We start from the raw sequence: 26,573 nt of genomic DNA on the forward strand, positions 1-26,573 counted from the left end.
TTTTATGTAGACTGTCATTTTCTAAATTCAAAAGGCGTTAAATAATTTAAACTGCCATGTATTCTAAGATGATTGTATCAATTAACAAAATCAAATAATTCGCATTTTAATTATGTTAAATTTTCAAATTTTTTACCCTTGATAAATTCCGTTTTAAAAGTTTTGTAAGTTGTTTCAGCCACAGCATTGTCATAAGGACAACCCTTCGCATTCAATGATCTTTTAATATTAAAGGTTATTAAAATTTTATCAATGATTTTATTTTTGAACTCATTACCACGATCATTATGAAATAAAGTTATTTTATTTAATGGTCGTGTTATTTTATGAAAAGCTTGTTGAACTAGTTCGGCGGTTTTGTTTGGTCCGACACTATAGCCAATTATTTCTCGATTAAACAAGTCAATTAATAAACAAATATAATGTCATTTTCCTCCAACTTGCACATATGTTAAATCACTAACAACAACTTCATTAGGTTTTTTGTTATTAAATTGACGATTTAAAACATTACTAATTTGGTCATTATTAACCATTGTTTTGTGATTACAATATTTTAATTTGGTGTATTTAGAAACCAAATTATTTTTGATCATAAGGAATATGATTTTTCGACGTGATAAGCTCATATCTTTTCTCATTAAAACAGCTTTAATTTTACGGGCATCATAAATTTACGACTTTTATTAAATGCACTGATAACTTCTTCTTCATAATTATTAACATCATAATTAACACAATTATTAGTTTGATAATAATATATTGATTTTGCTATTTTTAATATTTGACACATTTTTAGCCCGGGATATTTTTCTTTATTATTGTTAAATAATTCCTATTTTTTGCCAATTATCAGTGCTGCTTGCTTTAAAATGTCATTTTCCATTCGTAATTGTTGGTTTTCTTTTCGCAAGTAAATTAATTCATTTTCTTCGACAGCGCGATTATCTTGCACTTTAAATGACCCAAAATTATTAAAATTTTCAATTCACTGATATACGGCTGATTTTGAAATTCCGTATTCTTTAATGATTTCAACAATGCTTTTTCCGTTTTGATAAAGCATGACAATTTGTTTTTTAAATTCATTTGAATATGAGTTTTTCCCCATTTTTATCTTCCTACTTTCTTAATAATTTTATTTTATTTGAAAGTCCACATAAATATGGTCCAACTTATTGGAACCTATCCATTGATTATGTCCGATATGAAAAGTAACTAAACGGATTCTTTGGTCTTGTTTAATTTTATGGTCTAATGTCGCCAAAAATGTCTCATCTAGTTGAATATATAAATCCTTATTTTTGACATTAATTCTAGTTTTAGTTTCTTTTTCTGCTAGTTGAAAATATTCAGCAATATCATATTTATTTAAAATGCTCGAAATACTAGCTTTTGAAATATAACAATGATTTAGAGCATCTAAAACATCGCGATACCGCTTACCATTATCCAAAAGACTTAAAAATTTAAATTGGACATCAAAATAAATTCGTTGTTTAGACAACAAACCAATTTCTTTATCTAGTAAACATACATATTCAAATTTCCCTAATTTTTGATTTCAATATTTATATCGGCGTCGTTTAAAAACAACTTCACCAAAAATTGTAATAATTGTTCTTAAAGCAAAACGAACTACTTTATAACCTTGTTTTAAGCGATAATGATATTTATATAAATATTCATCTAATTTTTCATATTCATTAGCCAGTTGTTCACATTTATTAGTGTACATATTTTTATGGGTTGTAAATAAATTAAATCAATGCTTGTTTTCTAAGGTTTTTACACTATTAATTTCTAACATAGAAATCACCTTTCTCGGTAGTAATTTTAACAAAGTTAAATTTAGTTAGTTTATTTTTTTATGTTTTAATAATCTAAAAAGTAGAAATTTTTGTTTGTTGGTATTATAATTAGATTCCAAAGCAAGGAGATTCCAGAGAAGATTTGGAGAAAGGATGTTGAGTAAATTTATTAATTAGTAAAAATTAATATAAAGGTAAAGGGTTTAAAAAATGAAAAAACTTTTATAATTACTAGGAACAATTACTATTGCTAGTAGTACCTTGCTATATGTTAAATTTTCAAATTTTTTACCCTCAATAAATTCCGTTTTAAAGGTTTTGTAAGTTGTTTCAGCCACAGCATTGTCATAAGGACAACCCTTATTGCTTAATGATCTTTTAATTTTAAAAGTGTTTAAAATTTCATCAATAATTTTATTTTATTTGAAAGTCCACATAAATATGGTCCAAATCATTGTAACCTATCCATAAATTAGAAGAAACTAAAAACGCTTTAAAAGAATTAAAAGAACCAAAAAGAAATGAAAAATTAGATAAAGAAAAACAAAATGAATTGGTAAAAGAATTAGTAGAAATTAAATTATGATATTTTATTATTATAAATCGTAATTTAGGAGAAATAGCAGATAATTATGAGCAAACAATTTTAAAACATGTTAGAGAATTAAACCCTAAGTTAGATTTTTAAAAAAAAATTAAAGTTACAAATATTAATATAACAACTGCACTTATTACTTCTAATGATGAAAATTGTCCTGGTGGCGTAATAGTTACATTTACACTTGCTAAAAAAGCAAGCAAACCAAGTAAGACGCAAAAAACAATTACAAAAGATGAATCAGATTTTGGAGGACTTAAACGTGGTTTTTTAAACTCATCTCCTAAATCTAATAGCAACATTAATACAAATGCTGGCGGAAGTCAATCACAAGGTAGCAGTAGTAAAAGAGTGAGTGTTGGTGAACAAGCCGGAACTAGTGACACACAAAACCAAAATACTAAAACAACAAATTAAAATAATTTGTATGATATACCAGCGGATAATAGTTTTTTGTTTTGGTCGGTAGCAGCCTCTTACTTATTGCCAGCGAGAAATAATAATGAAGAATTTAGAAACCGATTTATCCAATTATTTGGCGAATTACAATTAAGTTATTTATCATATGTTCAAACTTTATTACAACAATTTGATTTATCAAATACCAACAATTTCTTGCAAGATTGATATCAAGATGCAACCGCACATAGATTAGTAAGAGTTGTTTTTCGTAATCGCGTTGTAAATTATATTGAAAGAAATTTAGATAATCCAACCCAAAGCAATGCTAATCAAGCAGAAAGCTTTCGCAGTGCAATTCAGATAAGTGAAAATGAAGTTGTTAATAATTACTTAGATAGAATGAGAAATATTAATGCGTGAGGGGGCGAAATTGAAATATTGGCCATGAATAATCTTTTAAATGCTAATATTAGTGTAGGTACTGATATTCCTTATCAACCAGTTAATCAAAATTCAAATAATAACAACATAGCAATATCTTATATTGAAATTGAAAAAAACTCTGGTATTCACAATCATTATAATTTTGCTTTAACATCAGAAGAAGAACGAACAAATCATCCTATTGCTATTGATGACAATCAGGGAAATATCCCTGTAGTAGTTGACAGAAAAAATAGACAAGATAATTTACCAACAACAACCCCAAAACCAGATACAAACACAATTAAATTACCAGTTGATGATCACGCTCAAAACCACGCAATTTTGTCTAACAACAATGATGATGATTCTAATCAAGGTAATAATATTACCAATTAACAAATATCACCAACTACAAAGGCGATAAATAAATACAACTCGCTTTCAAAAGCAGAAAAATTAAAAAGATTAAATGAAATTAATCGTTATTTATTAACTAGAAAGGTATAAAAATGAAAACAATAATTAATGATAATTTTAAAAATGATGATGAATTACAATTGACAAAAAGAGAAATAGTAATTCGTAATTATAATCCTTGAAAAGCAATATTTTTTATGTGCTTGCCAACGGTTATAATTATGATTATTATGTCAACATATAATTTGATTGATAAGTTTTTAGCATTACAATTTGCTGATAGTTATGTTATTAGTACATTTTTAGAAAATAATCCTTTAATTGAACAAAATAATTTACAAATGTTAGCTCGAAATATTATTAATGTTGCAACCCAATATTCTTCTTCAACAATTGGTTTATTGACAGCTTTTAGTTTATTTATTGCTATCGGAACATCAACAAGGTTTGGTATTGCTTATGGGGAAAGAAATAATCCATTAATATCACGAACTATTGGTAATGGAATTTCTTTAATGATTATTGTTGCTATTGCTTTAACACCAATTTTAGTATTTACCAATGAACCACTAATTGCTTTGCAATCAAAAAATTCGCAAATGACAAATCCCGAAGTATATAAAATTACTTTGCAGTTGGCAGTTGGTTATACGAAGTGGTTTATTTTCTTTTTATTTTTTGTATTATTAAGTAATTTTTTAATTAATTTATTAAGATCTGAAGGTCAAGGTTTTTGAGCAACAATTATTATTTTTACTTCAGTAATTGTTAATGTTGTTTTAGATATTGTATTAATGATTTATGGTAAATTGGGATTAGAAGGGGCGGCGATTGCGACAGTTATTTCGTGATTTTGAAATATTGTTTTTGCATTATTAGTTATCTATTTAGATCCGAAATCAAAGTTAAAAATTTATTGAGAAGATTTGAAAATTGAAAAAACGATTTTATATAATATTATTGCTATCGGAATGACACCATTATTTATTAATATTTCAGTTGCTGTGACATCAGCACTATCTAATTTTTTTGTTTCAATGTTAAGTAGTGAATTGCCTCGGCCGGGTTTTACTGTTCCATGAGTTATACAGTTATTTGCTGGGATTGCGCCATGAATTGCGTTAACTGATTCTCCTTTAATTGGTGTTAGTCAAGGCGGAAGGACATTATTATCTTATTCTTATGGCGCTAAAGATTATCAAAGGATTTGGGATATTCTTAAAAGGATAATTTTAGTGCAATTTTTAATATTAATAATCACCGAATTAATTATTGGTATTTTTGGTAATGAAATGTTAAGTCTATTTATTTCTAATGTTGATAAGACTTATCGGTGATATTTCTTGTTAAGTTATTTAGTTTATCCAACAGTTGTTGTGCCATATGTTGGGATTATTTTTTATCAATCAATTAGTCGTCCTAAGATGTCATTATTTTTTTCGGCGCTTCGTTCAATAATTGTTTTTATACCTTGTATTATTATTGGTTATTTCGTTGCTTTGGTAACTAAAAATGCTCATTATTATTTTTTATTTTTAGGTTTGGTAGCACCAATTTCAGCTTTGATATCAATCCCAATATTAATTATGACTTGAAAAAAATATCGTTCTTATTTAAAATTAAATAGTGCAAAAAAAAGTGAGGAAGAGTAGTGGGATATTCACAAAGTTATTTAAAAAGTAATCCAGTTATTAATTTGGATAATGTTATTACGATTAATCCCGAAGTGATAAGAGCTAGTAATAGTCATATTAAAGAAGTTAATTATGCACATCTTAAAGGGACAATAATTTATAACTCACAAGTTAATTCATTAATTATTGATGTGCAAGCGACAGTAACGATAACATTATTGTGTGCTTTAAGTTTACAACCTTTTAGTTGAACTAATGAATGAAATTGAAAGAATGAGTATGGTTTTGATTACTTTAATTGTAATTTAAACTATATTAATGAAAAAATATTTTATTTAGATAAGTATTTGTGAGATGAAATATTTGCAATAACCCCTATCAATTTAACAGTAAAAGATGTTAAAATATGTAAGAAAGGTAAGAAATGACAATTTATTACTGAAAAAGAAGTTTATAATTCTTTAGAACAAGATAGTCGTTGAATGCCCTTAAAAAAATTGAAATTAGAGAGTATTAAGGGGGATAAATAATGGCAGTTCCGTTTCGACGTATATCAAAAACAAGAAAAGCGAAAAGAAGAACACATTTTAAGTTATGACATACAACATTAGTTAGTTGTACTAATTGTGGTGCAAATATTAAGCCCCATCGTGTTTGTAAAGAATGTGGTTATTACAAAGGCAAAGAAGCAGTTAAAATTGGTGAGTAAAATTTGTATTTAATTTCAAATGATAAAAAAAAAGAGCAGTGCTATTATAAGCACTGCTCTTTTTAAAATTTTTAATAAATTGTGTTAAATTTTATTGAAAAACTTGTTAATTAGGAATATAATGTGTTTACTAGTGGGAGAAAGTGGGTTATAATATGCTGTTAGGACAATTTAAACATAGTCTTGATGATAAAGGTAGAATTATAGTTCCGACACGCTTTCGTAGTAAACTAGGTGAGCAAGTAGTCATTTCTAAAGGATTTGATGGTTTTTTAGTATTAAGAGCGTATGATGTGTTTATTAAATGACAAGAGCAAATTTTATTAAGTTCAGAAGGTTTAAAGGATAGTCGTATCTTACAACGACAAATTTTTGCTAATTCTTTAGAACTTAATATTGATAAAGTTGGAAGAATTAATCTTCCGGCAAATTTATTAATATTAGCTAATATTAAGAAGGAAGTTATGATTATTGGACTTGCCAATAAAATATAAATTTGAGACATTAAGGCCTGAGAAAATAATTTAGAACAATCTGCTCAAAATTTAATAATGAGTATTGAGGAGAAAAATTAATGTTAAAACATAAACCAGTTTTATTGTCAGAAACCCTAGAATTATTAAATATTAAATCTGATGGTATTTATGTGGATTGTACTTTAGGAGGGGCAGGACATAGTGAGAAAATTTTAGAAAAGTTAACAACTGGAAAATTATATTGTTTAGAGCAAGATAAACAAGCAATTATTTATGCTAAAGTGATATTAAATAAATTTCATAATTATGAAATTATTGCCACTAATTTTCGTCATTTAAAGAAAGAATTACAATTAAGAAATATTTTACAAGTTGATGGTATTATTTATGATTTAGGAGTATCATCACCACAATTAGATGAGGCAGAGCGAGGATTTAGTTATCATCAAGATGGTCCTTTAGATATGCGAATGGATCAAAAACAAACGCTATCGGCAGAAGTTATTGTTAATAATTGAAGTTTTGAAGATATTGTTAATATTTTATGAATTTATGGTGAAGAAAAGTTTGCAAGAACAATAGCTCGTGCTATTGTAAAATATCGTGAAAATAGTAAAATTATAACAACATTACAACTTGTTGATATTGTTAAGAGTGCCCTACCAATGAAAATTTTAAAAAAGGCTAAACATCCAGCCAGAAAGACATTTCAAGCATTAAGAATTGCCGTTAATGATGAATTAGATAGTTTGCGAGTTTCGTTAAAGCAATCTTTGCAACTATTAAAATCAAAAGGGGTGCTTGTGGTTATTAGTTTTCATTCTTTGGAAGATCGGATTGTTAAAACATTATTTAAAGAACAGGTAGTTTCCAAAATTGATCCATTATTATCTAAATTACCAATGTCAATCAAATGGGACCCTATTTTTGAATTATTAACTAAAAAAGTTGTTTCTCCTTGTGAGCAAGAAATTCAAGAAAATTCTCGTGCTCGTAGTGCTAAATTAAGAGCAATCATAAAATTTTAAGGAAGGTATTGTTAGTGATTAATCAAGAACTTTATGCAGTTATTGAAATAGATACTAAACGCATTAAATTTATGGTTTTTAGTTATCATAAATCACAGTTTAATGTTTTGTTTAATCATATGCAAAATGGTAATTTTTGTGATAATGGTGTTGTATTAGAACCTAAAATTATCGGTAAACTTATTAATATGATGGTTAAAAAGGCTAATTTGCAATTAGCAATTCAAATTAAACGCGTGGCTTTGAATTTAGTAAGTACTGGTTTAATTATTCGTCAAGGACAAGCAATAATTGAAATTAATCGTAAGCAACATCGGATTACTAATGAAGATATTAGTAATTTGATTGCAATGAGTAAAAATATTTCTCTTGCTAATGATGAAGTTATTTGTTTGACACGACCATATAAATTTATTGTTAATGGGCAGAAAAAGCTACCATACCCGCCAATTGATGAGTTAGCAACAAGTGTTGCGGTTAATTCGTTAGTTTATACAATTAAAAAAGAAGTTTATAATTCACATTTAGAAGCAATAAATTATAGTAAATTAGAGTTGTTATCTTTAGTTTTAATGCCTTTTTGTCATGCTTGAGCAACAGTTTCTCGAAAAGAATTACAAGATGGAGCAATTATTATTGATTGAAATTATGATAATACGCAGGTAAGTATTTTTGTTAAAGAGACACTGTATGATTTAAATATTATTGATTATGGGTTTAAAAATCTTATTGCTGATTTACAATATGCTTTGCAATGTCCATGAGATGTTGCTGAAGACTATTTACATAAAATTATTAATATTGATAATAATTTTTTGGATAATAAGATTATTTACTCTAAATATGATTATGAGAAAAAGAAATATTTGGAGTATAGTCATCAAACATTAAAAAATATTATTATTAGTCGTGTTGAGGCAGTTTTAATTAAAATTACGGAGCATTTGGCACATATTTTGAAAGCAAGAAATTTGCCAATTGTGTTTTTGGGTGAAGTAATGAATATTGCTGGTTTTGTTAATTATATTAATAAAAATAGTAATTTAGCATCATTACGGTTTTATAATTCTAATATTATTGGTGCTAATGATGAAATTTGGTCAGGACTTATTGGTAATGCTTATTATCAACACTTATTAAACAAAAATACTATTGAAAAAGTATTTTCAATTGATAGAATAAGTAGAGAACCACAATATCCGAACATACCTAAGGATCATAAGTTAGATTATGTTCATAAGTATTAGTAATATTTGCCGGTTTAATTCATAAAGAGGAGATGAAGAGAAATGAATAATGATACTCAACTAGAACAATATGATCAAGTAGCTCATATTAAAGTAATTGGTGTTGGTGGAGCTGGAAACAATGCTGTTAATCGCATGATTGAGGCAGGAGTTCAAGGTGTTGATTTCATTGTTGCAAATACTGATGCTCAAGTATTAAGCGTTTCTAAAGCTCGTGAAAAGATTATTTTAGGCAAACAATTAACTAAAGGTTTAGGAGCAGGTGCTAATCCAGAAATTGGTAAGCAAGCAGCAATTGAAACTGAACCGGAAATTAAAAAGATGTTAGAAAATTCTGATATGGTTTTTATTGCCGCCGGGATGGGTGGCGGAACTGGTACGGGGGCTGCACCAATTATTGCCCGAATCGCTAAAGATTTGGGTGCTTTAACAATTGCGATTGTTACAAGACCATTTACTTTTGAAGGTCGTTTAAGAAGTTCTTATGCTGTTCAAGGCATTGAAGAATTAAGAAAGCATGTTGATTCATTAATAATTATTTCTAATGATAAGTTATTGCAAGTAATTGGTGGTGTGCCTTTAACAGAATCATTTAATGAAACTGATAATATTTTACGACAAGGGGTACAAACAATTACTGATTTAATTGCTGTTCCAGCGTTAATTAATTTAGATTTTGCTGATGTTAAAACAGTTATTGAAAGTAAGGGTAGTGCTTTATTTGGTATCGGTATTGGCGCTGGTGAAAATAAAGCTATTGAGGCTGCTAATAAAGCGATTTCTTCACCATTATTGGAAGCATCAATTAAAGGGGCTCAAAATGCGATTGTGAATGTTACAGGTGGTAATACCATGTCATTATTTGATGCTAATGATGCTGTTGATATTGTTCGTCAAGCTGCTGGTAGTGAAGTAAATATTATTTTTGGTGTTGCTGTCAACGAACATTTAGATGATGAGATGATTGTTACGGTTATTGCTACTGGTTTTGATGAAAGACAAATTGAGAAAGCTAATCCTCAGGTTATTGAAGAAGCACGATTAAAAAGATTTCGCCCCGTAGGAGCAGAAAATTTGTCTAATTTTGGTTATGAAAATGATCAGTTGCAAGAACGAAATATTATTTATAAACCGCAACGAGTTGGTAATTTTAAACCATCACCAGATGGTTTACAAGAGGAATTAAGTAATGATGATGATTTACCACCATTTTTAAGAGGGTGATAATAATGTTCAAAAGAAGACAAAAAAAATCAGCAATATTAGTTCAAAATGATGACATTCAATCTAATCCAGTATTGTCAGAGTTACATTCAACAATGAGACTTCAAGATAATGATTTAAGTCCTACTGTGCAGTCATTAACAGTTGATGAGAATTTAACAAAACCATTATTAGAATATGAATTAGAAGCTTATTCTCAAGTTGTTGCTTTAGCAGACCGTTTAGTTGCTGGTGAAAATTTAATTGTTAATGTTGCAAATTTATCACCAATTGATCGCAAACGTACTTTAGAGTTTTTAGGTGGCGTTATTTATACTTTGCAAGGTAAAGCTCAAAAAATTGATGCTTGTGCTTATGTTTTTATTAGTAATGAAAAAATTTTTTAATTTTTTCGAAAACTCTTGATAAAATAAAAAAAATCATCAACTTGATAATTTTAAAAGGCTTTTATGTAAAATTACTATTTTTACTTTAATTTTTTATACATTAAAATATAATACCGCTGTTTGTTGGTTTGGAGTTAAACCCTTATGTTGGTATTTTCATTTTCAGAGATTTAAATAATTTTGAATATTAGTAAAAACTAAACCATGATAATGAATTAAGGCTTCTTTAAGACTAGATTGTAATTTACTGATTTTATTTAAGTTACGATAACTAGCTTCAGGATTAATTGTTGTTTTAGTTACACACAAAGTAGAATTTGTTTGTTTTGCTACTAAAAAATATAATTTTTGCATATCAGAAGTAATAATTGAATTTTGGTTAATTAATTCTTTGTTCATATTTTCAATAACTCATTGTTTTTGTAAACGTTTGGTGTTTGTGGATTTAACATAAATATTGTTATTATTATCAACTGCTATTTGAATACAGCATTTAGTATTATTTGCGAATGGGTCAAGGTGAATTCTTCGTGGATCAGTTTTATGTTTGAAATTTCCTTTATGAATTTCTTTAATAAATGTTTCATCGATTTGGATTTTACCAGATAATTTTTTAAATTTTAATTGGGTATTTTCTAATTGTTTTGATTTCATTAATTTTTGACGATTATATCAAGCAGTTTTTAATGTAGTTTTAATAAAACGAGAAATTGTTTTACTAGATTGCCCCAGCAATGAAATTTGAATCAATAAATTTCATTGTTCATAATTTAAATGACTTCAATAAATAAAATGATTACGAGAAGCGTCAAAACTTGCACGGCAATTTTTACATAAATATTTTTGTTTTCCTTCTGAATTATGTCCATTTTTAACGCAATGACAAGATTCACATTTAGGGCGTTTAATACCTTGTGCTCTAAATTTTTGATCAATTTCATTTAAACGTTTTTGTTTTTTTATTAATTCTCCTTGTTGTTTGACTTTTTCATAAAATTATAAAAATTGATCATCTGTTAAAGTATTTACTAGTTCTTGAATTATTTTTTCCATAATTATTATCCACCTCTATCATATTAAAAATATACCTAAAATTAAGTATATTCAATAAATATCAAGAGTTTTCTACAAAATTAAAAAAAAGATTTTGCTATTTTTAATATTTGACACATTTTTAGCGCGGGGTGTTTTTCTTTATTATTGTTAATCATTCCTATTTTTTGCCAATTATCAGTGCTGCTTGCTTTAAAATGTCATTTTCCATTCGTAATTGTTGGTTTTTTTTCGCAAGTAAATTAATTCATTTTCTTCGACAGTGCGATTATCTTGCACTTTAAATGACCCAAAATTATTAAAATTTTCAATTCACTGATATACGGCTGATTTTGAAATTCCGTATTCTGGTATGGCAGCCCTTTTTTGGACACTTTTTATGTAGACTGTCATTTTATAAATTCAACAGGCGTTAAATAATTTAAACTGCCCTGTATTCTAAGATTATTGTATCAATTAACAAAATCAAATAATTCGCATTTTAATTGTGTTAAATTTTCAAATTTTTTACTCTTGATAAATTCCGTTTTAAAAGTTTTGTAAGTTGTTTCAGCCACAGCATTGTCATAAGGACAACCTTTTGCACTCAATGATCTTTTAATATTAAAGGTTATTAAAATTTCATCAATGATTTTATTTTTGAACTCATTACCACGATCAGTATGAAATAAAGTTATTTTATTTAATGGTCGTGTTATTTTATGAAAAGCTTGTTGAACTAGTTCAGCGGTTTTGTTTGGTCCGGCACTATAGCCAATTATTTTTCGATTAAACAAGTCAATTAATAAACAAATATAATGTCATTTTCCTCCAACTTGCACATATGTTAAATCACTAACAACAACTTCATTAAGTTTTTTGTTATTAAATTGACGATTTAAAACATTATTAATTTGGTCATTATTAACCATTGTTTTATGATTACGATATTTTAATTTGGTGTATTTAGAAACCAAATTATTTTTGATCATAAGGAATCTGATTTTTCGACGTGATAAGATAATATCTTTTCTCATTAAAACAGCTTTAATTTTACGAGCACCATAAATTTTACGAGCACCATAAATTTTAGGACTTTTATTAAATGCACTGATAACTTCTTCTTCATAATTATTAACATCATAATTAACACAATTATTAGTTTGATAATAATATGTTGATTTTGCTATTTTTAATATTTGACACATTTTTAGCACGGAATATTTTTCTTTATTATTGTTAATAATTCCTATTTTTTGCCAATTATCAGTGTTGCTTGCTTTAAAACGTGGATAGGTTACAATAAGTTGAACCATATTTATGTGGACTTTCAAATAAAATAAAATTATTAAGAAAGTAGGAAGATAGAAATGGGGGAAAACTCATATTTAAAAAACAAATTGTCATGCTTTATCAAAACGGAAAAAGCATTGTTGAAATTATTAAAGAATACGGAATTTCAAAATCAGCCGTATATCAGTGAATTGAAAATCTTAATAATTTTATTTTATTTGAAAGTCCACATAAATATGGTCCAACTTATTGTAACCTATCCAAAAAGTCAAACAACAAGCAGAATTAATAAAAAAACAAAAACGTTTAAATAAAATTGATCAAAAATTTAGGGCAAAAGGCATTAAATGCCCTAAATGTGAATCTTACCATTGCGTTAAAAATGGACATAATTCAGAAGGAAAACAAAAATATTTATGTAAAAATTGCCGTGCAAGTTTTGATGGTTGCGTTTAGTTTTCTTAGGTATTTTTAAAAAAAGAAAAAATAATCATTTACTATAAATTATTTCAATATTCAAATTAAGTATATATTTATTATGTAGATTTTTGTTGTAAAAAATTATTTTAATATTGGTTTTATACGCTTTTATTAAGATTATGTTTATTAATATTAAATATTTTGTTTTATTACTTATTTTTCAAATAAAAAGGTAATCAATTTTTAGTTGTTTTTCTTTCAAAATTATTTAAACCTTTTCCTAAATAACAAAACTTTATGCGTCCTGTTTGACGCTTTTCGTAATCATTTTATTTATTGAAGTCATTTAAATTATGAACAATTAAATTTATTGATTCAAATTTCATTGCTGGGGCAATCTAGTAAAACAATTTCTCGTTTTATTAAAACTACATTAAAAACTGCTTGATATAATCGTCAAAAATTAATGAAATCAAAACAATTAGAAAATACCCAATTAAAATTTAAAAAATTATCTGGTAAAATCCAAATCGATGAAACATTTATTAAAGAAATTCATAAAGGAAATTTCAAACATAAAACTGATCCACGAAGAATTCACCTTGACCCATTCGCAACTAATACTAAATGCTGTATTCAAATGGCAGTTGATAATAATAACAATATTTATGTTAAATCCACAAACACCAAACGTTTACAAAAACAATGAGTTATTGAAAATATGAACAAAGAATTAATTAACCAAAATTCAATTATTACTTCTGATATGCAAAAATTATATTTTTTAGTAGTAAAACAAACAAATTCTACTTTATGTGTAACTAAAACAACAATTAATCCTGAAGCTAGTTATCGTAACTTAAATAAAATCAGTAAATTACAATCTAGTCTTAAAGAAGCCTTAATTCATTATCATGGTTTAGGTTTTACTAATATTCAAAATTATTTAAATCTCTGAAAATGAAAATACCAACATAAGGGTTTAACTCCAAACCAACAAACAGCGGTATTATATTTTAATGTATAAAAAATTAAAGTAAAAATAGTAATTTTACATAAAAGCCTTTTAAAATTATCAAGTTGATGATTTTTTTTTATTTTATCAAGAGTTTTCGACAAAATTAAAAAAACCTCTTGTGCTTGTCATAAGTATGTGGTATATTACAAATATTTTTTAAATCACTATCATTTTCATCAATTATTAATTTATTATTAGAAATATTATTTTTAATTCATCTTTCAACTGAATCTATACTCAAATTACTTTCTTCTACAAATTTATTAAAAGCTTCATCTGATTTGAAATAAGACATTATTTTTTCTTTTTCAATTCTATGAACAAAATTTGTTAAATCATTCAAAAGTAAACCTAGTTTTTTCAGATTATTATCTTTTTGATTTTTTAATTCTTTATCTATACTAACATCTGCTTTTATAAAATAGGCTTTAAATCCTTCTTCTTAAATTTTTTTAATTATATTTTGAAGAAAAGTTGTTTTACCAACACCATTTTTTCCAATAATTACTAATTTTGTAAAATTAGGATTAATTATTTTTTCAATTAATTCTTCTTCTTTTAATTTAAAACTGAGCATATTATCACCCATTTTATTAGTTATAATAAAATGGGAAAACAACAGAAACCCTCATGAATAGAAAGAAATCTGTTGCTTGTACAAATTAATTATACCATCTATTTTAAAACTAATTTTTTATTTTTTATTAATATTTCTTTTTAAACATTCAATACCCTTTTTTACGATGATATCCTAGATTCATGCGTTTAATTGCTCAATAGTAAAATTAAATTCTTGAATCGCAAAGTTTACACTGCTTAAGTCAATAACAGTTTTTGGATCATAATGATTATTATTAATAATTGTATTAGTGCTTTAGTTGAAGTTGCTAAAGCACTAATATTTAAATTAATAGTTGCGTTGCCTTCAACAACATAAATTAGAAGTTTCTTTAAAGTTGTTTTATCAAAGGTTTTAATTCATAATCAACATTGTAACCTACTAAATCATTAAAATTATTATCTGATGATTTGTTTAATCTACTTACTTTTTACTAATATGTTTTGTCTTCTTATAAATTACATTATTAATAACAATCAAAATAACATTTATCCCTACTAAAAATGATATTCCCAATCCTACTAACAAAATATTATTTCAAACTACTGGTAAAGGAAATATCGGATGATAAAAATCAACAAACTCATAAGGAAATAAAAAAATTCTAATACCATCATCATATAATAACTTAGCCCTTAAATTAATAAATATGAGATATCCAATCGGATATCCTAACATTCAAAATATTTGGCGAGTAAAATATTTTTTATATAAAATCTGATTTTTCCCTAACGATAATAATAAGTAAATTAATGTTAATAACGGCGTTATGGCATGCATTGTGATACCAATAACCCGATCAGCATTGGAAGCAAATTCATACGATATCCCTGTTCCCACACCATAAAATACTAACAACCAAAATAAAACCATTGTTACTGTAATATATATTGTAATACTAGTTTGGGTTGTCAAATTAGTAAACTTATTAGTTGCCGTTTTATTATGATAAAGTAAGACATAAAAGAAATATAAACAAGCTAATATATTAGTTTGCACCGACCAAAAACTAACTAAAACATTAAAATTATATAACCGTGGCATATCAAGCTGTGAATTTTTCGGGTTAATATATCAATATTCAATAAATACCCCATAAATGACACCAGATAAAAAGAAACTAAATAAAATTAAAAATGTCATTAACTTATAAACAAATTTTCAATCTTTTAACAAAACTAAAGCATTAGCAACACTAGTAAAAAACAATATTTTACTTTTACTAAAAAATCGTTTAAAAAAACTCTTCATTATATCCCTACTCTATATTTTCTTGATGAGAATTAAGTTCTTTTTGCAAAAAATATTTATCATAATAAATTTTTAAAACAATTTTAAAAATTATAAAATATATTGCAATTCGTAACGGCATTAATAATAATTCTTTAACTAATCGTGGTAATAAAGAAACTAAATAATCAATATCATAAAATACTAAAAAATGTAATGGCGATAAAATTCACGAATTAATTAATGTTAAAAATAATTGTAAAATAATAATAATAATAAAAATTAATGCATTATTAAATTTCTCAGTAACACTATTTTGTTTTTGGTTATTTCAAGTTATTCACAAAATTAAAATTAAAGCTAATTCCACAGCCATAAATAAAGTAGAAACAAAAATCCCGGAAATTACCATATAAAGTAAATCTCATTTAACACTAAAAACTTTATTATTTTTCAATGAAAAAGAGTAAACAAAATCAGAGAAAAATATTAAATAAAAACTTAAAATTAATAAAGCAACTAAGATAAATTGCATCACAGTAAAAAATAATAAATACTTCTTAAAATCAAATTGACAATTACGAATTTTACTATAAACAATTCCCGCAATTCCTGCAAGAACCCCAACAATTGGTTCTTGAATTGCCATAATTGGACTATAAAAGCTAGGTTTTAAGATAAACAATATTGTATCGGAAATAAAACCAAAAATAAAACCAAAAAATGGTCCATGTAAAAAGCTAAAAAGCACATTAGGGATAAAACCAAAACCAATTACCATTGTTCCTTTACCACCAACACCCAATTTTAAACTAAAACCTAAAAATTTAACAATAGTTATTGTTAATGCTAACATTACAGCTGCTAAGGCGATACTACGAGTATTGAAATTTTTATTAAAATCCAATTTTAAATATTTTAAAATTGAATAAAAATTTTTACGGAAATAATACTTTGTAATTTGTAACCAAACATTTAGCCTTTTCATCTAAATAACACTCCTTCCTTATAAGCGCTAACGATCTTCATTAATTAATGGTCTAATAGTTTTTCAAGTAACATAAATAATTACCATATTAAAAAATATTTTAATTGGTGCCATCGCCAATCGCGGAATCATTGCTAAACCATAATCCTCAGTACGATTAGTTAACAGACTGACATCCCCCCAAGATGCAATTAACACCGTGACGATATATTCATTTATAACTGCTAACAAAATAATCGGAACTAAATCATTAAAACCTTTTGTATCCTTTTTTATAAAACGAAAATACATTCAAGTTGCCCAAACAACAACTAAAATTAAAACTGTCCCAATACTAATAATTATCATCATAATTCATTTCTTAATCGGAACATTTTTTGTAAAAGGAACTTCATCAACAGAAAAATCAGCAAATTGTGGAGCATAATAAGTCATTACTAAAGCAGCGGCTCCAAAACCAATAATAAAAATATTAGTTATTAAAATTAAAATTCATGACTTTTGATGAAACATTCGCCGCAAATCACAAGCAATACCAGAAATAAAACCAAAACCAATAACCGTCACAATATACGCAGGATGAATATATGACGGAACAAACATCATTACTAAAATATCAGTAATCAAAGCACACAAAATACCAATTACGGGGCCAAAAATATAACCCGTAATCTTAATCATCAAACCTTCAATAGCTATTCTAATGGGCGGTAAAACCGCTGCTGGCATATACAATGCAATAACAACAGTTGTTACTACCGATACCGTTGATAACATCGCAATATAAGCAATATTTTTCGTTGTCAAACGAAGTCCACGATATCGTTCTTTTTTTATAAACATTGAAAGCCCTGTCATTAAAATATAAGACAATGCTGCTAAAACTAATGATCCCGCAACAATATACGCTGTTCTAATATCAAATAACGACAAACCATTTTTATTACTATTAAAGAAAATCATTAATCTAGTTTCCTTTCTAAAGAAAAACTATAACTGCCAATCAATCGGCTTCTTATTATGCTTTATCAAGTATTCATTAATCTTACTAAAATACTTCTGATTAAAAAACCCATAATGTGCTCCCAACGGTGAGGGATGTACCCCCATAAGAATAAGATGCTTTTGGTCATTAATTAAATTAATCTTTGCTTGTGCTTTTTTACCTCATAAAACAAAAATAACATTATTATGATAATTGTCAATATATTTTATGAGATTATCAGTAAATTCTTGCCAATTAAAATTAGCATGTGAAAATGGTTGATCTTTTTGTACTGTTAAAACAGTATTTAAAAGAAAAACACCACTTCGGACTCATTTAGTTAAATCACCATTTTGTAAAATAATTCCTAAATCATTTTCCAATTCTACAAAAATATTTTTTAAACTTGGTGGCAATTTAACGCCATGATTAACACTAAAAGACAAACCATTAGCTTGGTTTGGTTGATGATACGGATCTTGTCCTAAAATAACTACTTTAATATCATTAAAACTAACAATTTTTAATAACCTTAAAATATCTTGTGGCTGTGGATAACACTGATTATTTTTATATGCTAATGATACTTTGCTAACTAATTCAATAAAATAAGGTTGAGTAGTTTGACTAATAAGAAAATCTTTCCAACTAGGATGAATATTTTGAAACATATTTTTAATTAACCAATAAATAATTCTTTAATTTTATCACTAATACCACCAACATTTATTCCGACTAAAACTCCTAAAATACCAAAACCAACAATGACCAATGCCAAAATAATAAGCAAAAACCATACTCAAGTTTTAATCTTTTTATTATGTATAAAGTTTTTTTCTTCATTACCTTGTTGTAAAGCATCCATATTACTAATAGTAAAACCACTTTTCAATTTTTGTTCAACATCAGCTTTTTCTAAATCAACAGTACCCAATGAATTAATCTTTGACTGCTTAGCATTATTAAACACAAAACTACTTGGTTTACTATTTACCCCCAACTTGTTTTCGGTTCCATTACTATGTAATTGCTTTTTTTTAACGACATCGTCCAAATGTTGACGAAACTTATCAAGTTTAAGTTTTCGCTCATCAATTTTTTGTTCTGATTGTTGTAAACTATGACCATTCAATTGTGATCGATATTCTTGTTCATTAAATAAATGCTCATTTAACATACTATTAGTCATATTAATTGTTGGTTCAAATTTTTCTCTAACAACTAGATTAGGATTAGGCCCCTGCTGTGTCTGTAGGTGGGGGTCATTAACAACAAAATTGCTATTATTTGGATACATATTACCATTTACCATTGATGTTCCATATGGATATGGATATGGATATGGATATGGATATGGATATGGTCTGCCGATTGGTGTTTGATGATACGGATTTTGTAATATTGGTGCATTTTGATTTGGACAATAATTATTTATTATTGGTAAAGCAGGATAATGTTGTTTATGTAATATTGTTACTTGTTGTGGCATATGATATTGTCTTTTAATAAATGCAATAGCTTCGGGCATTAGCATAAAAATTGCTACTTCTTGATCATATAGATCATAAACTACATAGCCTCGTTGTTCCATTAAAATATACATTACAACGCTGTCCTTTCCGTAAAAAATTAATATAAATATATTTTGAATTATATCACAAATTTAAAAAAAGCAAAAGCACACCATTCTTAAATATAAGAATGGTGTAAAAATTACTTATAACAAATATTTAAATATATAATTAAGAAAATTTTTTTTTAATTTTGTAGAAAACTCTTGATATTTATTGAATATACTTAATTTTAGGTATATTTTTAATATGATAGGGGTGGACAATAATTATGGAAAAAATAATTCAAGAACTAGTAAATAATTTAACAGATGATCAATTTTTAGAATTTTATGAAAAAGTAAAACAACAAGCAGAATTAATAAAAAAACAAAAACGTTTAAATGAAATTGATCAAAAATTTAGAGCACAAGGTATTAAATGCCGTAAATGTGAATCTTACCATCGCGTTAAAAACGGACATAATTCAGAAGGAAAACAAAAATATTTATGTAAAAATTGCCGTGCAAGTTTTGACGCTTTTCGTAATCATTTTATTTATTGAAGTCATTTAAATTATGAACAATGAAATTTATTGATTCAAATTTCATTGCTGGGGCAATCTAGTAAAAAAATTTCTCGTTTTATTAAAACTACATTAAAAACTGCTTGATATAATCGTCAAAAATTAATGAAATAAAAACAATTAGAAAATACCCAATTAAAATTTAAAAAATTATCTGGTAAAATACAAACCGATGAAACATTTATTAAAGAAATTCATAAATGAAATTTCAAACATAAAACTGATCCACGAAGAATTCACCTTGACCCATTCGCAACTAATACTAAATGCTGTATTCAAATGGCGGTTGATAATAATAACAATATTTATGTTAAATCCACAAACACCAAACGTTTACAAAAACAATGAGTTATTGAAAATATGAACAAAGAATTAATTAACCAAAATTCAATTATTACTTCTGATATGCAAAAATTATATTTTTTAGTAGCAAAACAAAAAAAATTCTACTTTATGTGTAAATAAAACAACAATTAATCCTGAAGCTAGTTATCGTAACTTAAATAAAATCAGTAAATTACAATCTAGTCTTAAAGAAGCCTTAATTCATTATCATGGTTTAGGTTTTACTAATATTCAAAATTATTTAAATCTCTGAAAATTAAAATACCAACATAAGGGTTTAACTCCAAACCAACAAACAGCGGTATTATATTTTAATGTATAAAAAATTAAAGTAAAAATAGTAATTTTACATAAAAGCCTTTTAAAATTATCAAGTTGATGATTTTTTTTATTTTATCAAGAGTTTTCGACAAAATTAAAAAAAATTTTTGTCGATTTTTAATTTTAACTTCTTCATACAAATTAATAATTTCTTGCCCCTTAATGGTTGTAATTTTCTGTGCACCGTTGGCATCATACTTAATAACTTCATAATCATTTTCTGTAAAAATACCGACCACCATCTGATTTGCATATTTAATTGATGGGTATACTGATTTTCGAAGAACTCAAGAACCACCACCACTATTGGGAATTGATAGTAAAATCACATTTGTTATTTCAGCAACAATATATTTTTTATTCAAAAATAAATTTTTTAAGTTAGTCATTATTTATTAACTCCTCATATCAATAATTTTTTATTTTTTGTAAAAAGATAATATATATCCTTCCTTATATGCAATTTCCTAGTTAGCTAACATAGTTAACTATCTAAGAAATCTATGTTATCTCTCTTATGTTAACTAAGTTATGTTAGCTAACTAGGCGCGAGAAATGCTCGAAATTACCAAAAAGCATTTTTTGGCACACCTAAAAAGTGTTCTCATATTTACAACACAATTTTTAGATAGAATTTAGTTTTTTGTTCGAACAAGTTAATAAAGTTAGTTTAATTTTATTAATTAAAATACCTACCTTCTTTAAAAAATTATTGTTAAGAGGAGTATTCTTACTGGTCTAAAATGGTTACCTTACATACATAATATAAACCAATCTCCAATATTTATACGAAGTGCATATTTTGTTTTACAAAAGAAAAAAAAGACGACAATATTGTCTTTTTCTTATTTCCCTACCTCTTTGTTATACGCCCTTTATACTTTAAATATTAAATAGAAAATTATTTTTATTGTTAAAAGGCTAATAGCAATTAAAAAATATATGTTACTTATTTTTTGAAAATTAGTTTTTTGTCAATATAGTCATAAAAATCCCATAATTTGTGCTGTCAAACCGATAAAAGCTATCGTTATTATAATTCAAACATGTTTTTTCATATGGTAATCTTACCATAATATTTTAAGTATGTTATAATATTTTTGATTATATAGGTGAATTTAATGCAAATATGAGATAGTAAACAACAACAAAAAATTAAAATCAATGACTTTATAGTTACAATGTATGTTTGTGGGCCGACAGTTTATGGTGATATTCATATTGGGAATATGCGACCAATTGTTATTTTTGATATTTTGCAGCGATTATTTATGGTTACTAAACAGAAAGTTTTTTATGTGCAAAATATTACCGATATTGATGATAAAATTATTAATCAAGCTCATTTAGAAAAAATAACGGAAAAGGAATTAACAGAAAAGTATACTAAAAGTTATTTTGAGGTTTTAAAACAGTTAAATGTTTATGAACCAAATTTATTTGTCAAAGTAAGTGATAATATTGCTGATATTATTAAATTTATTGAACGGTTAGTTAAAATTGAATCTGCTTATGTTAAGAATGGTAATGTTTATTTAGCAATAGAAAAATATTTTCAATCTTATGGACAATTATCAAAGAAAAATTTAAAGGATTTGCAAGTAGGAATTAGAGTTGCAATTGATAGTAATAAAAATTATGTTAATGATTTTGTTTTATGGAAAAAAACCGATCAGGGACAAAAATGAACTTCGCCTTGAAGTGAAGGCAGACCGGGGTGACATACTGAATGTGCGTTATTTATTAATAAATATTTTAAACAGCCGATTAATATTCACGGTGGCGGTATTGATTTAATATTTCCTCATCATGAAAATGAAAGAATTCAATTGTTGGCATTAAATAAGCAAGAACCTGTTAAAATATGACTTCATAATGGCCATCTATTTTATGATGATGTCAAAATGTCAAAATCTCTTAAAAATACTATTGTTGTTAAAGAATTTTTGCACCATTATGATGCTAATGTTTTACGATATTTATTAACGCTAACCCATTATTCTAAACCATTAAATATTACTAAAAATTTTATTATGCAAGGAAAAGAAAAAGTTGCAAAAATTCATCAAATATTAAAAGAAAGTTTAGTAATCGCATTTTTAAATGGCGAGGTTAATACTAATGAAAAAAATGAACAACTTGTGATGCAAGTGGTAAATTATTTACAAGATGACCTTAACTTTGCTAATGCTTGAGTAATAATTGAACAAATTATTAAGGAAATTAATAATATTTCAAAAGGAAAATCAGGAGCAATTTTACCATTGTTTAATACCCTGCAACAATGTTTATTTCTTTTAGGTTTACAATTTTCATTAGTTTCGTTTGATGATGATGTGAAACAATTATTATTATCTTGACAAAATGCGTGTAAACAAAAAAAATATAATTTAGCAGATAAAATTAGAAAACAATTACAAGCGAAAAATATTTTATAAAATATGTTCAAAAATAATTTTCTTTATTAAGGAGTAACAAAAATGACAAATTATATTTATGGTAAAAACCCTTTAAAACAATTGTTAGCTGATGACCGTCAACGAATTAAAAAAGTTTTTGTTTTACCACAAGAAAAAGTTATTATTGAACAATTAAAGCAGGCGAATATTTCTTATGTTATTAGTAATAAAGAACAATTATTATTTTTAGTTAAACATTCAAAAAATCAAGGAATTGTCTGTTTAATTAAGGAATATGTGTATACATCTTTAGAAGAAGTTTTACAAAAAATAAAAACTAAAAAATACCCTTTAATTTTAATTTTAGATCAAATTGAAGATCCAAGAAATTTTGGAGCAATTTTGCGAAGTTGTGATGCGGTTAATGTTGATGCGGTTATTATTTTGAAGCAAAGACAAGTAGAATTAAATGCTACGGTTGCAAAAACTTCTGTTGGTGCGATTAACTATGTGCCGGTTGTGAAAGTAACTAATCTTAGTAATACTTTAACGACATTAAAAGAAAATGGTTTTTGGATTGTTGCTAGTGCTTTAAATACCGAAATTAATTATTATAATGTTGACTATAAAAAACCGATTGCTTTAATTGTTGGTAATGAGGGTCAAGGTGTTAGTCAGAAACTTTTAAATAATTCTGATTATATTGTTAAAGTACCAATGCAAGGTCATATTAATTCTTTAAATGTTGCTGTTGCTAGTGCTTTGCTATTATATCAAGTTCGGAATAATCAAAATAATTAAGGAGTTTAAATGGAAGATAATGAATTAATATATCAATACCAAATTGCCTATCAACAACCAGCGTTTATATTTTTATGAAAAAAATATTTTAATTTAATTGAAAAAATTACTTTTATAACTTTTCGAAAATTTTCAGCAATTCCTCTAGAGTTAAGTGATTTTAGTTCTTTACAATATTTTTCATTTTATAACAGTATGAAAACTTATCGGGAGACAGCAAATAAAAGTTTTTCTAATTATATGCAACAAAGATTAAAATGAGATTTATTGCAATATATTAGAAAATACATTAATAAGAAGCATTCCGTAATGAATTATGCCATTAGCTATGATACGCAATATGAAAGAACAACGGTTCAACAATCATATTTAGTAGCTGAACCTAAATGGATTAATTATGGTTTGTAATTTTTAACTAAATTAGAAAATGAAGTTATTTTATTAAAGTCACAAGATTATTCTAATGAAGAAATATCCCATAAATTAAATATTAGTTATAAAAGTGTTGATAATGCTTATCAACGAGCAAAAGTTAAATTACAAAAAAATCGTGATTGTATGTAAGGCAAGGTTAAAAATATGAAACAAGGATATTATCAAAGTCCGGTGGGATTATTAATGATTACTAGTCAAAATAATAAAATTATTAATATTAGTTTTATTTTAGCTTGTCCTTTGTTTTCATCATTATGGATAGTGGGTAGGTTACAATAAGTTGGACCATATTTATGTGGACTTTCAAATAAAATAAAATTATTAAGAAAGTAGGAAGATAAAAATGGGGAAAAACTCATATTTAAATGAATTTAAAAAACAAATTGTCATGCTTTATCAAAACGGAAAAAGCATTGTTGAAATTATTAAAGAATACGGAGTTTCAAAATCAGCCGTATATCAGTGAATTGAAAATTTTAATAATTTTGGGTCATTTAAATTGCAAGATAATCTCACTGTCGAAGAAAATGAATTAATTTACTTGCGAAAAGAAAACCAACAATTAGGAATGGAAAATGACATTTTAAAGCAAGCAGCAATGATAATTGGCAAAAAATAGGAATTATTAATAATAATAAAGAAAAATATTCCGTGCTAAAAATTTGTCAAATATTAAAAATAGCAAAATCAACATATTATTATCAAACTAATAATTGCGTTAATTATGATGTTAATAATTATGAAGAAGAAGTTATCAGTGCATTTAATAAAAGCCCTAAAATTTATGGTGCTCGTAAAATTAAAGCTGTTTTAATGAGAAAAGATATTATCTTATCATGTCGAAAAATCAGATTACTTATGATCAAAAATAATTTGGTTTCTAAATAGACCAAATTAAAATATCGTAATCATAAAACAATGGTTAATAATGACCAAATTAGTAATGTTTTAAATCGTCAATTTAATAACAAAAAACCTAATGAAGTTGTTGTTAGTGATTTAACATATGTGCAAGTTGGAGGAAAATGACATTATATTTGTTTATTAATTAACTTGTTTAATCGAGAAATAATTGGCTATAGTGTCGGACCAAACAAAACCGCTGAACTAGTTCAACAAGTTTTTCATAAAATAACTTTATTTCATACTGATCGTGGTAATGAGTTCAAAAATAAAATCATTGATGAAATTTTAAGCACTTTTAATATTAAAAGATCATTGAGTGCGAAGGGTTGTCATTATGACAATGCTGTGGCTGAAACAACTCACAAAACTTTTAAAACGGAATTTATCAAGGGTAAAGAATTTGAAAATTTAACACAATTAAAATGCGAATTATTTGATTTTGTTAATTGATACAATAACCTTAGAATACATGGCAGTTTAAATTATTTAACGCCTGTTGAGTTTAGAAAATGACAGTCTACATAAAAAGTGTCCAAAAAAGGGTTGCCATACCAAAGGTTTTTCATATCAATCAAATTCCTTTCGTAAATTTTTACTAATTAATAAAATTTATAACACCTTTTCCTTTCTCCAAATGTTAGTCTGGAATCTACTTATTTTGGAATTTCATTATAAACTATTTTTAAGAAATTCCTGTACTATTTTATTTTATCAATAGTTTTCGACAAAATTAAAAATTTTTTACAACAAAAATCTACATAATAAATATATACTTAATTTGAATATTGAAATAATTTATAGTAAATGATTATTTTTTCTTTTTTTAAAAATACCTAAGAAAACTAAACGCGACCTTTTTTAAAAAACCGCTTGTACTCGTCATATGTCTGTGTGGTATATTACAAAATAACTTAAATATAATTTTATTACTTAAATTAATTAATAATTTAAAAAGTATATCCCTAATATTAAGTAGACAAGCAACCCTAAATTATGTGATACAATTAAGAGACATTACTCGAAAGGAGAAATAATGACTGATAATTGTAAATTACGCTGTGTTGCCTGCCAATGTACTTGTCGTACGCCGGGAGCAGAACATCAAAGTAATAATATAAATAACTGTAGTGACTGTCCAACTTGTAAATCAGAAGACAATCATGAAAGAAAGCCGCCCCGTAAATTTTAAAAAATGAACCTGCATTAGGTTCATTTTTTCATTAGACTATTTTTAGACTATTTAAGATAAAATATATTTTTAATTTTGTAGAAAACTCTTGATAAAAT

General features: G+C 26.1%; 33 protein-coding genes and 5 pseudogenes. 21 read left to right on the forward strand and 17 right to left on the reverse strand.

The features are described 5' to 3' along the window. Positions 1-2: 2 nt before the first annotated feature. The 3 genes and pseudogenes from I5Q57_RS01655 to I5Q57_RS01665 form a co-directional block, all read right to left on the reverse strand. Positions 3-1,111 (reverse strand): annotated as a pseudogene (locus tag I5Q57_RS01655) (IS3 family transposase). Positions 1,112-1,138: 27 nt separating this feature from the next. Continuing rightward, positions 1,139-1,810 carry a UPF0236 family transposase-like protein gene (locus I5Q57_RS01660; protein ID WP_215826512.1) on the reverse strand — a complete coding sequence of 224 codons (672 nt, stop codon included), beginning with the start codon at positions 1,808-1,810 and terminating at the stop codon, positions 1,139-1,141. A 273-nt stretch (positions 1,811-2,083) separates the two neighbouring features. Then, positions 2,084-2,230 (reverse strand): annotated as a pseudogene (locus I5Q57_RS01665) (IS3 family transposase); the annotation flags it as partial. A 134-nt stretch (positions 2,231-2,364) separates the two neighbouring features. Between I5Q57_RS01665 and I5Q57_RS09570 the strand changes: the two are divergent. Further along, the gene (locus tag I5Q57_RS09570; protein ID WP_256444902.1) at positions 2,365-2,499 is read left to right on the forward strand and encodes a hypothetical protein; all 135 of its coding nucleotides are present in this window, start codon (positions 2,365-2,367) and stop codon (positions 2,497-2,499) included. On the opposite strand, the gene I5Q57_RS01670 is transcribed toward I5Q57_RS09570, so the two are convergent. Next, complete coding sequence (locus I5Q57_RS01670; protein WP_215826513.1) at positions 2,496-2,711, reverse strand: hypothetical protein; 216 nt, start codon at positions 2,709-2,711, stop codon at positions 2,496-2,498. The genes I5Q57_RS09570 and I5Q57_RS01670 overlap by 4 nt on opposite strands. A 181-nt stretch (positions 2,712-2,892) precedes the next feature. On the opposite strand from I5Q57_RS01670, the gene I5Q57_RS01675 reads away from it, so the two are divergent. The 9 genes and pseudogenes from I5Q57_RS01675 (at position 2,893) to I5Q57_RS01715 (ending at position 10,358) form a co-directional block, all read left to right on the forward strand. Continuing rightward, positions 2,893-3,633, forward strand: coding sequence for an OTU domain-containing protein (locus I5Q57_RS01675; protein WP_215826514.1), 741 nt, complete (start codon positions 2,893-2,895; stop codon positions 3,631-3,633). Positions 3,634-3,746: 113 nt separating this feature from the next. After that, a pseudogene (locus I5Q57_RS01680) lies at positions 3,747-5,337 on the forward strand (MATE family efflux transporter). Continuing rightward, positions 5,306-5,818, forward strand: a complete 513-nt coding sequence (locus tag I5Q57_RS01685) for a hypothetical protein (protein ID WP_215826516.1) — start codon at positions 5,306-5,308, stop codon at positions 5,816-5,818. The pseudogene I5Q57_RS01680 and the gene I5Q57_RS01685 overlap by 32 nt, the downstream one beginning before the upstream one ends. After that, positions 5,818-5,997, forward strand: a complete 180-nt coding sequence (rpmF, locus tag I5Q57_RS01690) for a 50S ribosomal protein L32 (protein WP_215826517.1) — start codon at positions 5,818-5,820, stop codon at positions 5,995-5,997. Before I5Q57_RS01685 ends, rpmF begins: the two co-directional genes overlap by 1 nt. A 155-nt stretch (positions 5,998-6,152) precedes the next feature. Then, a complete protein-coding gene (locus I5Q57_RS01695) occupies positions 6,153-6,491 on the forward strand; it encodes an MraZ-related protein (RefSeq protein ID WP_215826518.1) in 339 nt (112 codons plus the stop codon). An 80-nt stretch (positions 6,492-6,571) separates the two neighbouring features. Beyond that, positions 6,572-7,501 carry a 16S rRNA (cytosine(1402)-N(4))-methyltransferase RsmH gene (gene rsmH / locus I5Q57_RS01700; RefSeq protein ID WP_215826519.1) on the forward strand — a complete coding sequence of 310 codons (930 nt, stop codon included), beginning with the start codon at positions 6,572-6,574 and terminating at the stop codon, positions 7,499-7,501. Positions 7,502-7,515: 14 nt separating this feature from the next. Further along, positions 7,516-8,748 carry a cell division protein FtsA gene (locus tag I5Q57_RS01705; protein ID WP_215826520.1) on the forward strand — a complete coding sequence of 411 codons (1,233 nt, stop codon included), beginning with the start codon at positions 7,516-7,518 and terminating at the stop codon, positions 8,746-8,748. A 42-nt stretch (positions 8,749-8,790) separates the two neighbouring features. After that, positions 8,791-9,975, forward strand: coding sequence for a cell division protein FtsZ (gene ftsZ, locus I5Q57_RS01710; RefSeq protein WP_215826521.1), 1,185 nt, complete (start codon positions 8,791-8,793; stop codon positions 9,973-9,975). Positions 9,976-9,977: 2 nt separating this feature from the next. Then, positions 9,978-10,358: a cell division protein SepF gene (locus I5Q57_RS01715; RefSeq protein WP_215826522.1), complete on the forward strand. Its 381-nt coding sequence runs from the start codon at positions 9,978-9,980 to the stop codon at positions 10,356-10,358. Between the two features lie 93 nt (positions 10,359-10,451). Here the strand turns inward: I5Q57_RS01715 and I5Q57_RS01720 are convergent, their stop codons facing one another. The 5 genes and pseudogenes from I5Q57_RS01720 to I5Q57_RS01735 form a co-directional block, all read right to left on the reverse strand. Next, on the reverse strand, positions 10,452-11,108 hold the full coding sequence (locus I5Q57_RS01720; protein ID WP_215826523.1) for a transposase: 657 nt from the start codon (positions 11,106-11,108) through the stop codon (positions 10,452-10,454). 99 nt (positions 11,109-11,207) lie between these two features. Further along, a pseudogene (locus I5Q57_RS10015) lies at positions 11,208-11,324 on the reverse strand (hypothetical protein); the annotation flags it as partial. Beyond that, on the reverse strand, positions 11,278-11,433 hold the full coding sequence (locus I5Q57_RS01725; RefSeq protein WP_215826466.1) for a hypothetical protein: 156 nt from the start codon (positions 11,431-11,433) through the stop codon (positions 11,278-11,280). The pseudogene I5Q57_RS10015 and the gene I5Q57_RS01725, both read right to left, overlap by 47 nt. Before the next feature lie 170 nt (positions 11,434-11,603). After that, positions 11,604-11,804 (reverse strand): helix-turn-helix domain-containing protein, encoded by a 201-nt coding sequence (locus I5Q57_RS01730; RefSeq protein ID WP_215826524.1) that lies wholly within the window; start codon positions 11,802-11,804, stop codon positions 11,604-11,606. Continuing rightward, positions 11,789-12,706 carry an IS3 family transposase gene (locus I5Q57_RS01735; RefSeq protein WP_215826525.1) on the reverse strand — a complete coding sequence of 306 codons (918 nt, stop codon included), beginning with the start codon at positions 12,704-12,706 and terminating at the stop codon, positions 11,789-11,791. The genes I5Q57_RS01730 and I5Q57_RS01735 overlap by 16 nt, the downstream gene beginning before the upstream one ends. An 83-nt stretch (positions 12,707-12,789) precedes the next feature. Here I5Q57_RS01735 and I5Q57_RS01740 point away from each other — a divergent pair, with 83 nt between their 5' ends. The 3 genes from I5Q57_RS01740 to I5Q57_RS01750 all read left to right on the forward strand — a co-directional run bounded on the left by I5Q57_RS01740 (position 12,790) and on the right by I5Q57_RS01750 (position 14,130). Continuing rightward, on the forward strand, positions 12,790-12,972 hold the full coding sequence (locus tag I5Q57_RS01740; RefSeq protein WP_369806561.1) for a helix-turn-helix domain-containing protein: 183 nt from the start codon (positions 12,790-12,792) through the stop codon (positions 12,970-12,972). Between the two features lie 53 nt (positions 12,973-13,025). Further along, a complete protein-coding gene (locus I5Q57_RS10020; RefSeq protein ID WP_440137652.1) occupies positions 13,026-13,139 on the forward strand; it encodes an IS1/IS1595 family N-terminal zinc-binding domain-containing protein in 114 nt (37 codons plus the stop codon). A gap of 211 nt (positions 13,140-13,350) precedes the next feature. After that, complete coding sequence (locus I5Q57_RS01750; RefSeq protein WP_215826527.1) at positions 13,351-14,130, forward strand: transposase; 780 nt, start codon at positions 13,351-13,353, stop codon at positions 14,128-14,130. A 94-nt stretch (positions 14,131-14,224) separates the two neighbouring features. Here the strand turns inward: I5Q57_RS01750 and I5Q57_RS01755 are convergent, their stop codons facing one another. The 7 genes from I5Q57_RS01755 to I5Q57_RS01785 all read right to left on the reverse strand — a co-directional run bounded on the left by I5Q57_RS01755 (position 14,225) and on the right by I5Q57_RS01785 (position 19,546). Further along, positions 14,225-14,464, reverse strand: coding sequence for a hypothetical protein (locus tag I5Q57_RS01755; protein ID WP_215826528.1), 240 nt, complete (start codon positions 14,462-14,464; stop codon positions 14,225-14,227). Between the two features lie 99 nt (positions 14,465-14,563). Continuing rightward, the gene (locus tag I5Q57_RS01760) at positions 14,564-14,740 is read right to left on the reverse strand and encodes a P-loop NTPase family protein (protein WP_215826529.1); all 177 of its coding nucleotides are present in this window, start codon (positions 14,738-14,740) and stop codon (positions 14,564-14,566) included. A 423-nt stretch (positions 14,741-15,163) separates the two neighbouring features. Further along, complete coding sequence (locus I5Q57_RS01765; protein WP_215826530.1) at positions 15,164-15,991, reverse strand: Pr6Pr family membrane protein; 828 nt, start codon at positions 15,989-15,991, stop codon at positions 15,164-15,166. A 7-nt stretch (positions 15,992-15,998) separates the two neighbouring features. Then, entirely contained in the window at positions 15,999-16,958 is a 960-nt protein-coding gene (locus I5Q57_RS01770; protein ID WP_215826531.1) for an ECF transporter S component, read from the reverse strand. Between the two features lie 27 nt (positions 16,959-16,985). Then, positions 16,986-17,921, reverse strand: a complete 936-nt coding sequence (locus I5Q57_RS01775) for a hypothetical protein (protein ID WP_215826532.1) — start codon at positions 17,919-17,921, stop codon at positions 16,986-16,988. Between the two features lie 27 nt (positions 17,922-17,948). Further along, complete coding sequence (locus tag I5Q57_RS01780; protein WP_215826533.1) at positions 17,949-18,614, reverse strand: uracil-DNA glycosylase; 666 nt, start codon at positions 18,612-18,614, stop codon at positions 17,949-17,951. Between the two features lie 8 nt (positions 18,615-18,622). After that, positions 18,623-19,546 (reverse strand): hypothetical protein, encoded by a 924-nt coding sequence (locus I5Q57_RS01785; protein ID WP_215826534.1) that lies wholly within the window; start codon positions 19,544-19,546, stop codon positions 18,623-18,625. Positions 19,547-19,785: 239 nt separating this feature from the next. On the opposite strand from I5Q57_RS01785, the gene I5Q57_RS01790 reads away from it, so the two are divergent. After that, the gene (locus I5Q57_RS01790) at positions 19,786-20,193 is read left to right on the forward strand and encodes an IS1/IS1595 family N-terminal zinc-binding domain-containing protein (protein ID WP_215826535.1); all 408 of its coding nucleotides are present in this window, start codon (positions 19,786-19,788) and stop codon (positions 20,191-20,193) included. A gap of 165 nt (positions 20,194-20,358) precedes the next feature. Then, positions 20,359-20,544: a hypothetical protein gene (locus tag I5Q57_RS01795; protein ID WP_215826536.1), complete on the forward strand. Its 186-nt coding sequence runs from the start codon at positions 20,359-20,361 to the stop codon at positions 20,542-20,544. Positions 20,545-20,750: 206 nt separating this feature from the next. Here the strand turns inward: I5Q57_RS01795 and I5Q57_RS01800 are convergent, their stop codons facing one another. Continuing rightward, entirely contained in the window at positions 20,751-21,134 is a 384-nt protein-coding gene (locus I5Q57_RS01800; protein ID WP_215826537.1) for a hypothetical protein, read from the reverse strand. A 732-nt stretch (positions 21,135-21,866) separates the two neighbouring features. Between I5Q57_RS01800 and cysS the strand changes: the two genes are divergently transcribed. The 6 genes and pseudogenes from cysS (at position 21,867) to I5Q57_RS01825 (ending at position 25,811) form a co-directional block, all read left to right on the forward strand. After that, a complete protein-coding gene (gene cysS / locus I5Q57_RS01805) occupies positions 21,867-23,183 on the forward strand; it encodes a cysteine--tRNA ligase (protein WP_215826538.1) in 1,317 nt (438 codons plus the stop codon). 42 nt (positions 23,184-23,225) lie between these two features. Beyond that, a complete protein-coding gene (rlmB, locus tag I5Q57_RS01810) occupies positions 23,226-23,945 on the forward strand; it encodes a 23S rRNA (guanosine(2251)-2'-O)-methyltransferase RlmB (RefSeq protein ID WP_215826539.1) in 720 nt (239 codons plus the stop codon). Between the two features lie 9 nt (positions 23,946-23,954). Beyond that, complete coding sequence (locus I5Q57_RS01815) at positions 23,955-24,353, forward strand: hypothetical protein (protein ID WP_215826540.1); 399 nt, start codon at positions 23,955-23,957, stop codon at positions 24,351-24,353. Between the two features lie 12 nt (positions 24,354-24,365). Beyond that, positions 24,366-24,509, forward strand: coding sequence for a sigma factor-like helix-turn-helix DNA-binding protein (locus I5Q57_RS09850; protein WP_369806562.1), 144 nt, complete (start codon positions 24,366-24,368; stop codon positions 24,507-24,509). A gap of 15 nt (positions 24,510-24,524) precedes the next feature. Then, a complete protein-coding gene (locus I5Q57_RS09575) occupies positions 24,525-24,659 on the forward strand; it encodes a hypothetical protein (RefSeq protein ID WP_256444903.1) in 135 nt (44 codons plus the stop codon). Positions 24,660-24,723: 64 nt separating this feature from the next. Then, positions 24,724-25,811, forward strand: a pseudogene (locus I5Q57_RS01825) (IS3 family transposase). Positions 25,812-26,573: the final 762 nt, after the last annotated feature.

Origin of the sequence: Spiroplasma endosymbiont of 'Nebria riversi' (assembly GCF_018831625.1) — a bacterium.
Lineage (GTDB): Bacteria > Bacillota_I > Bacilli_A > Mycoplasmatales > Nriv7 > Nriv7.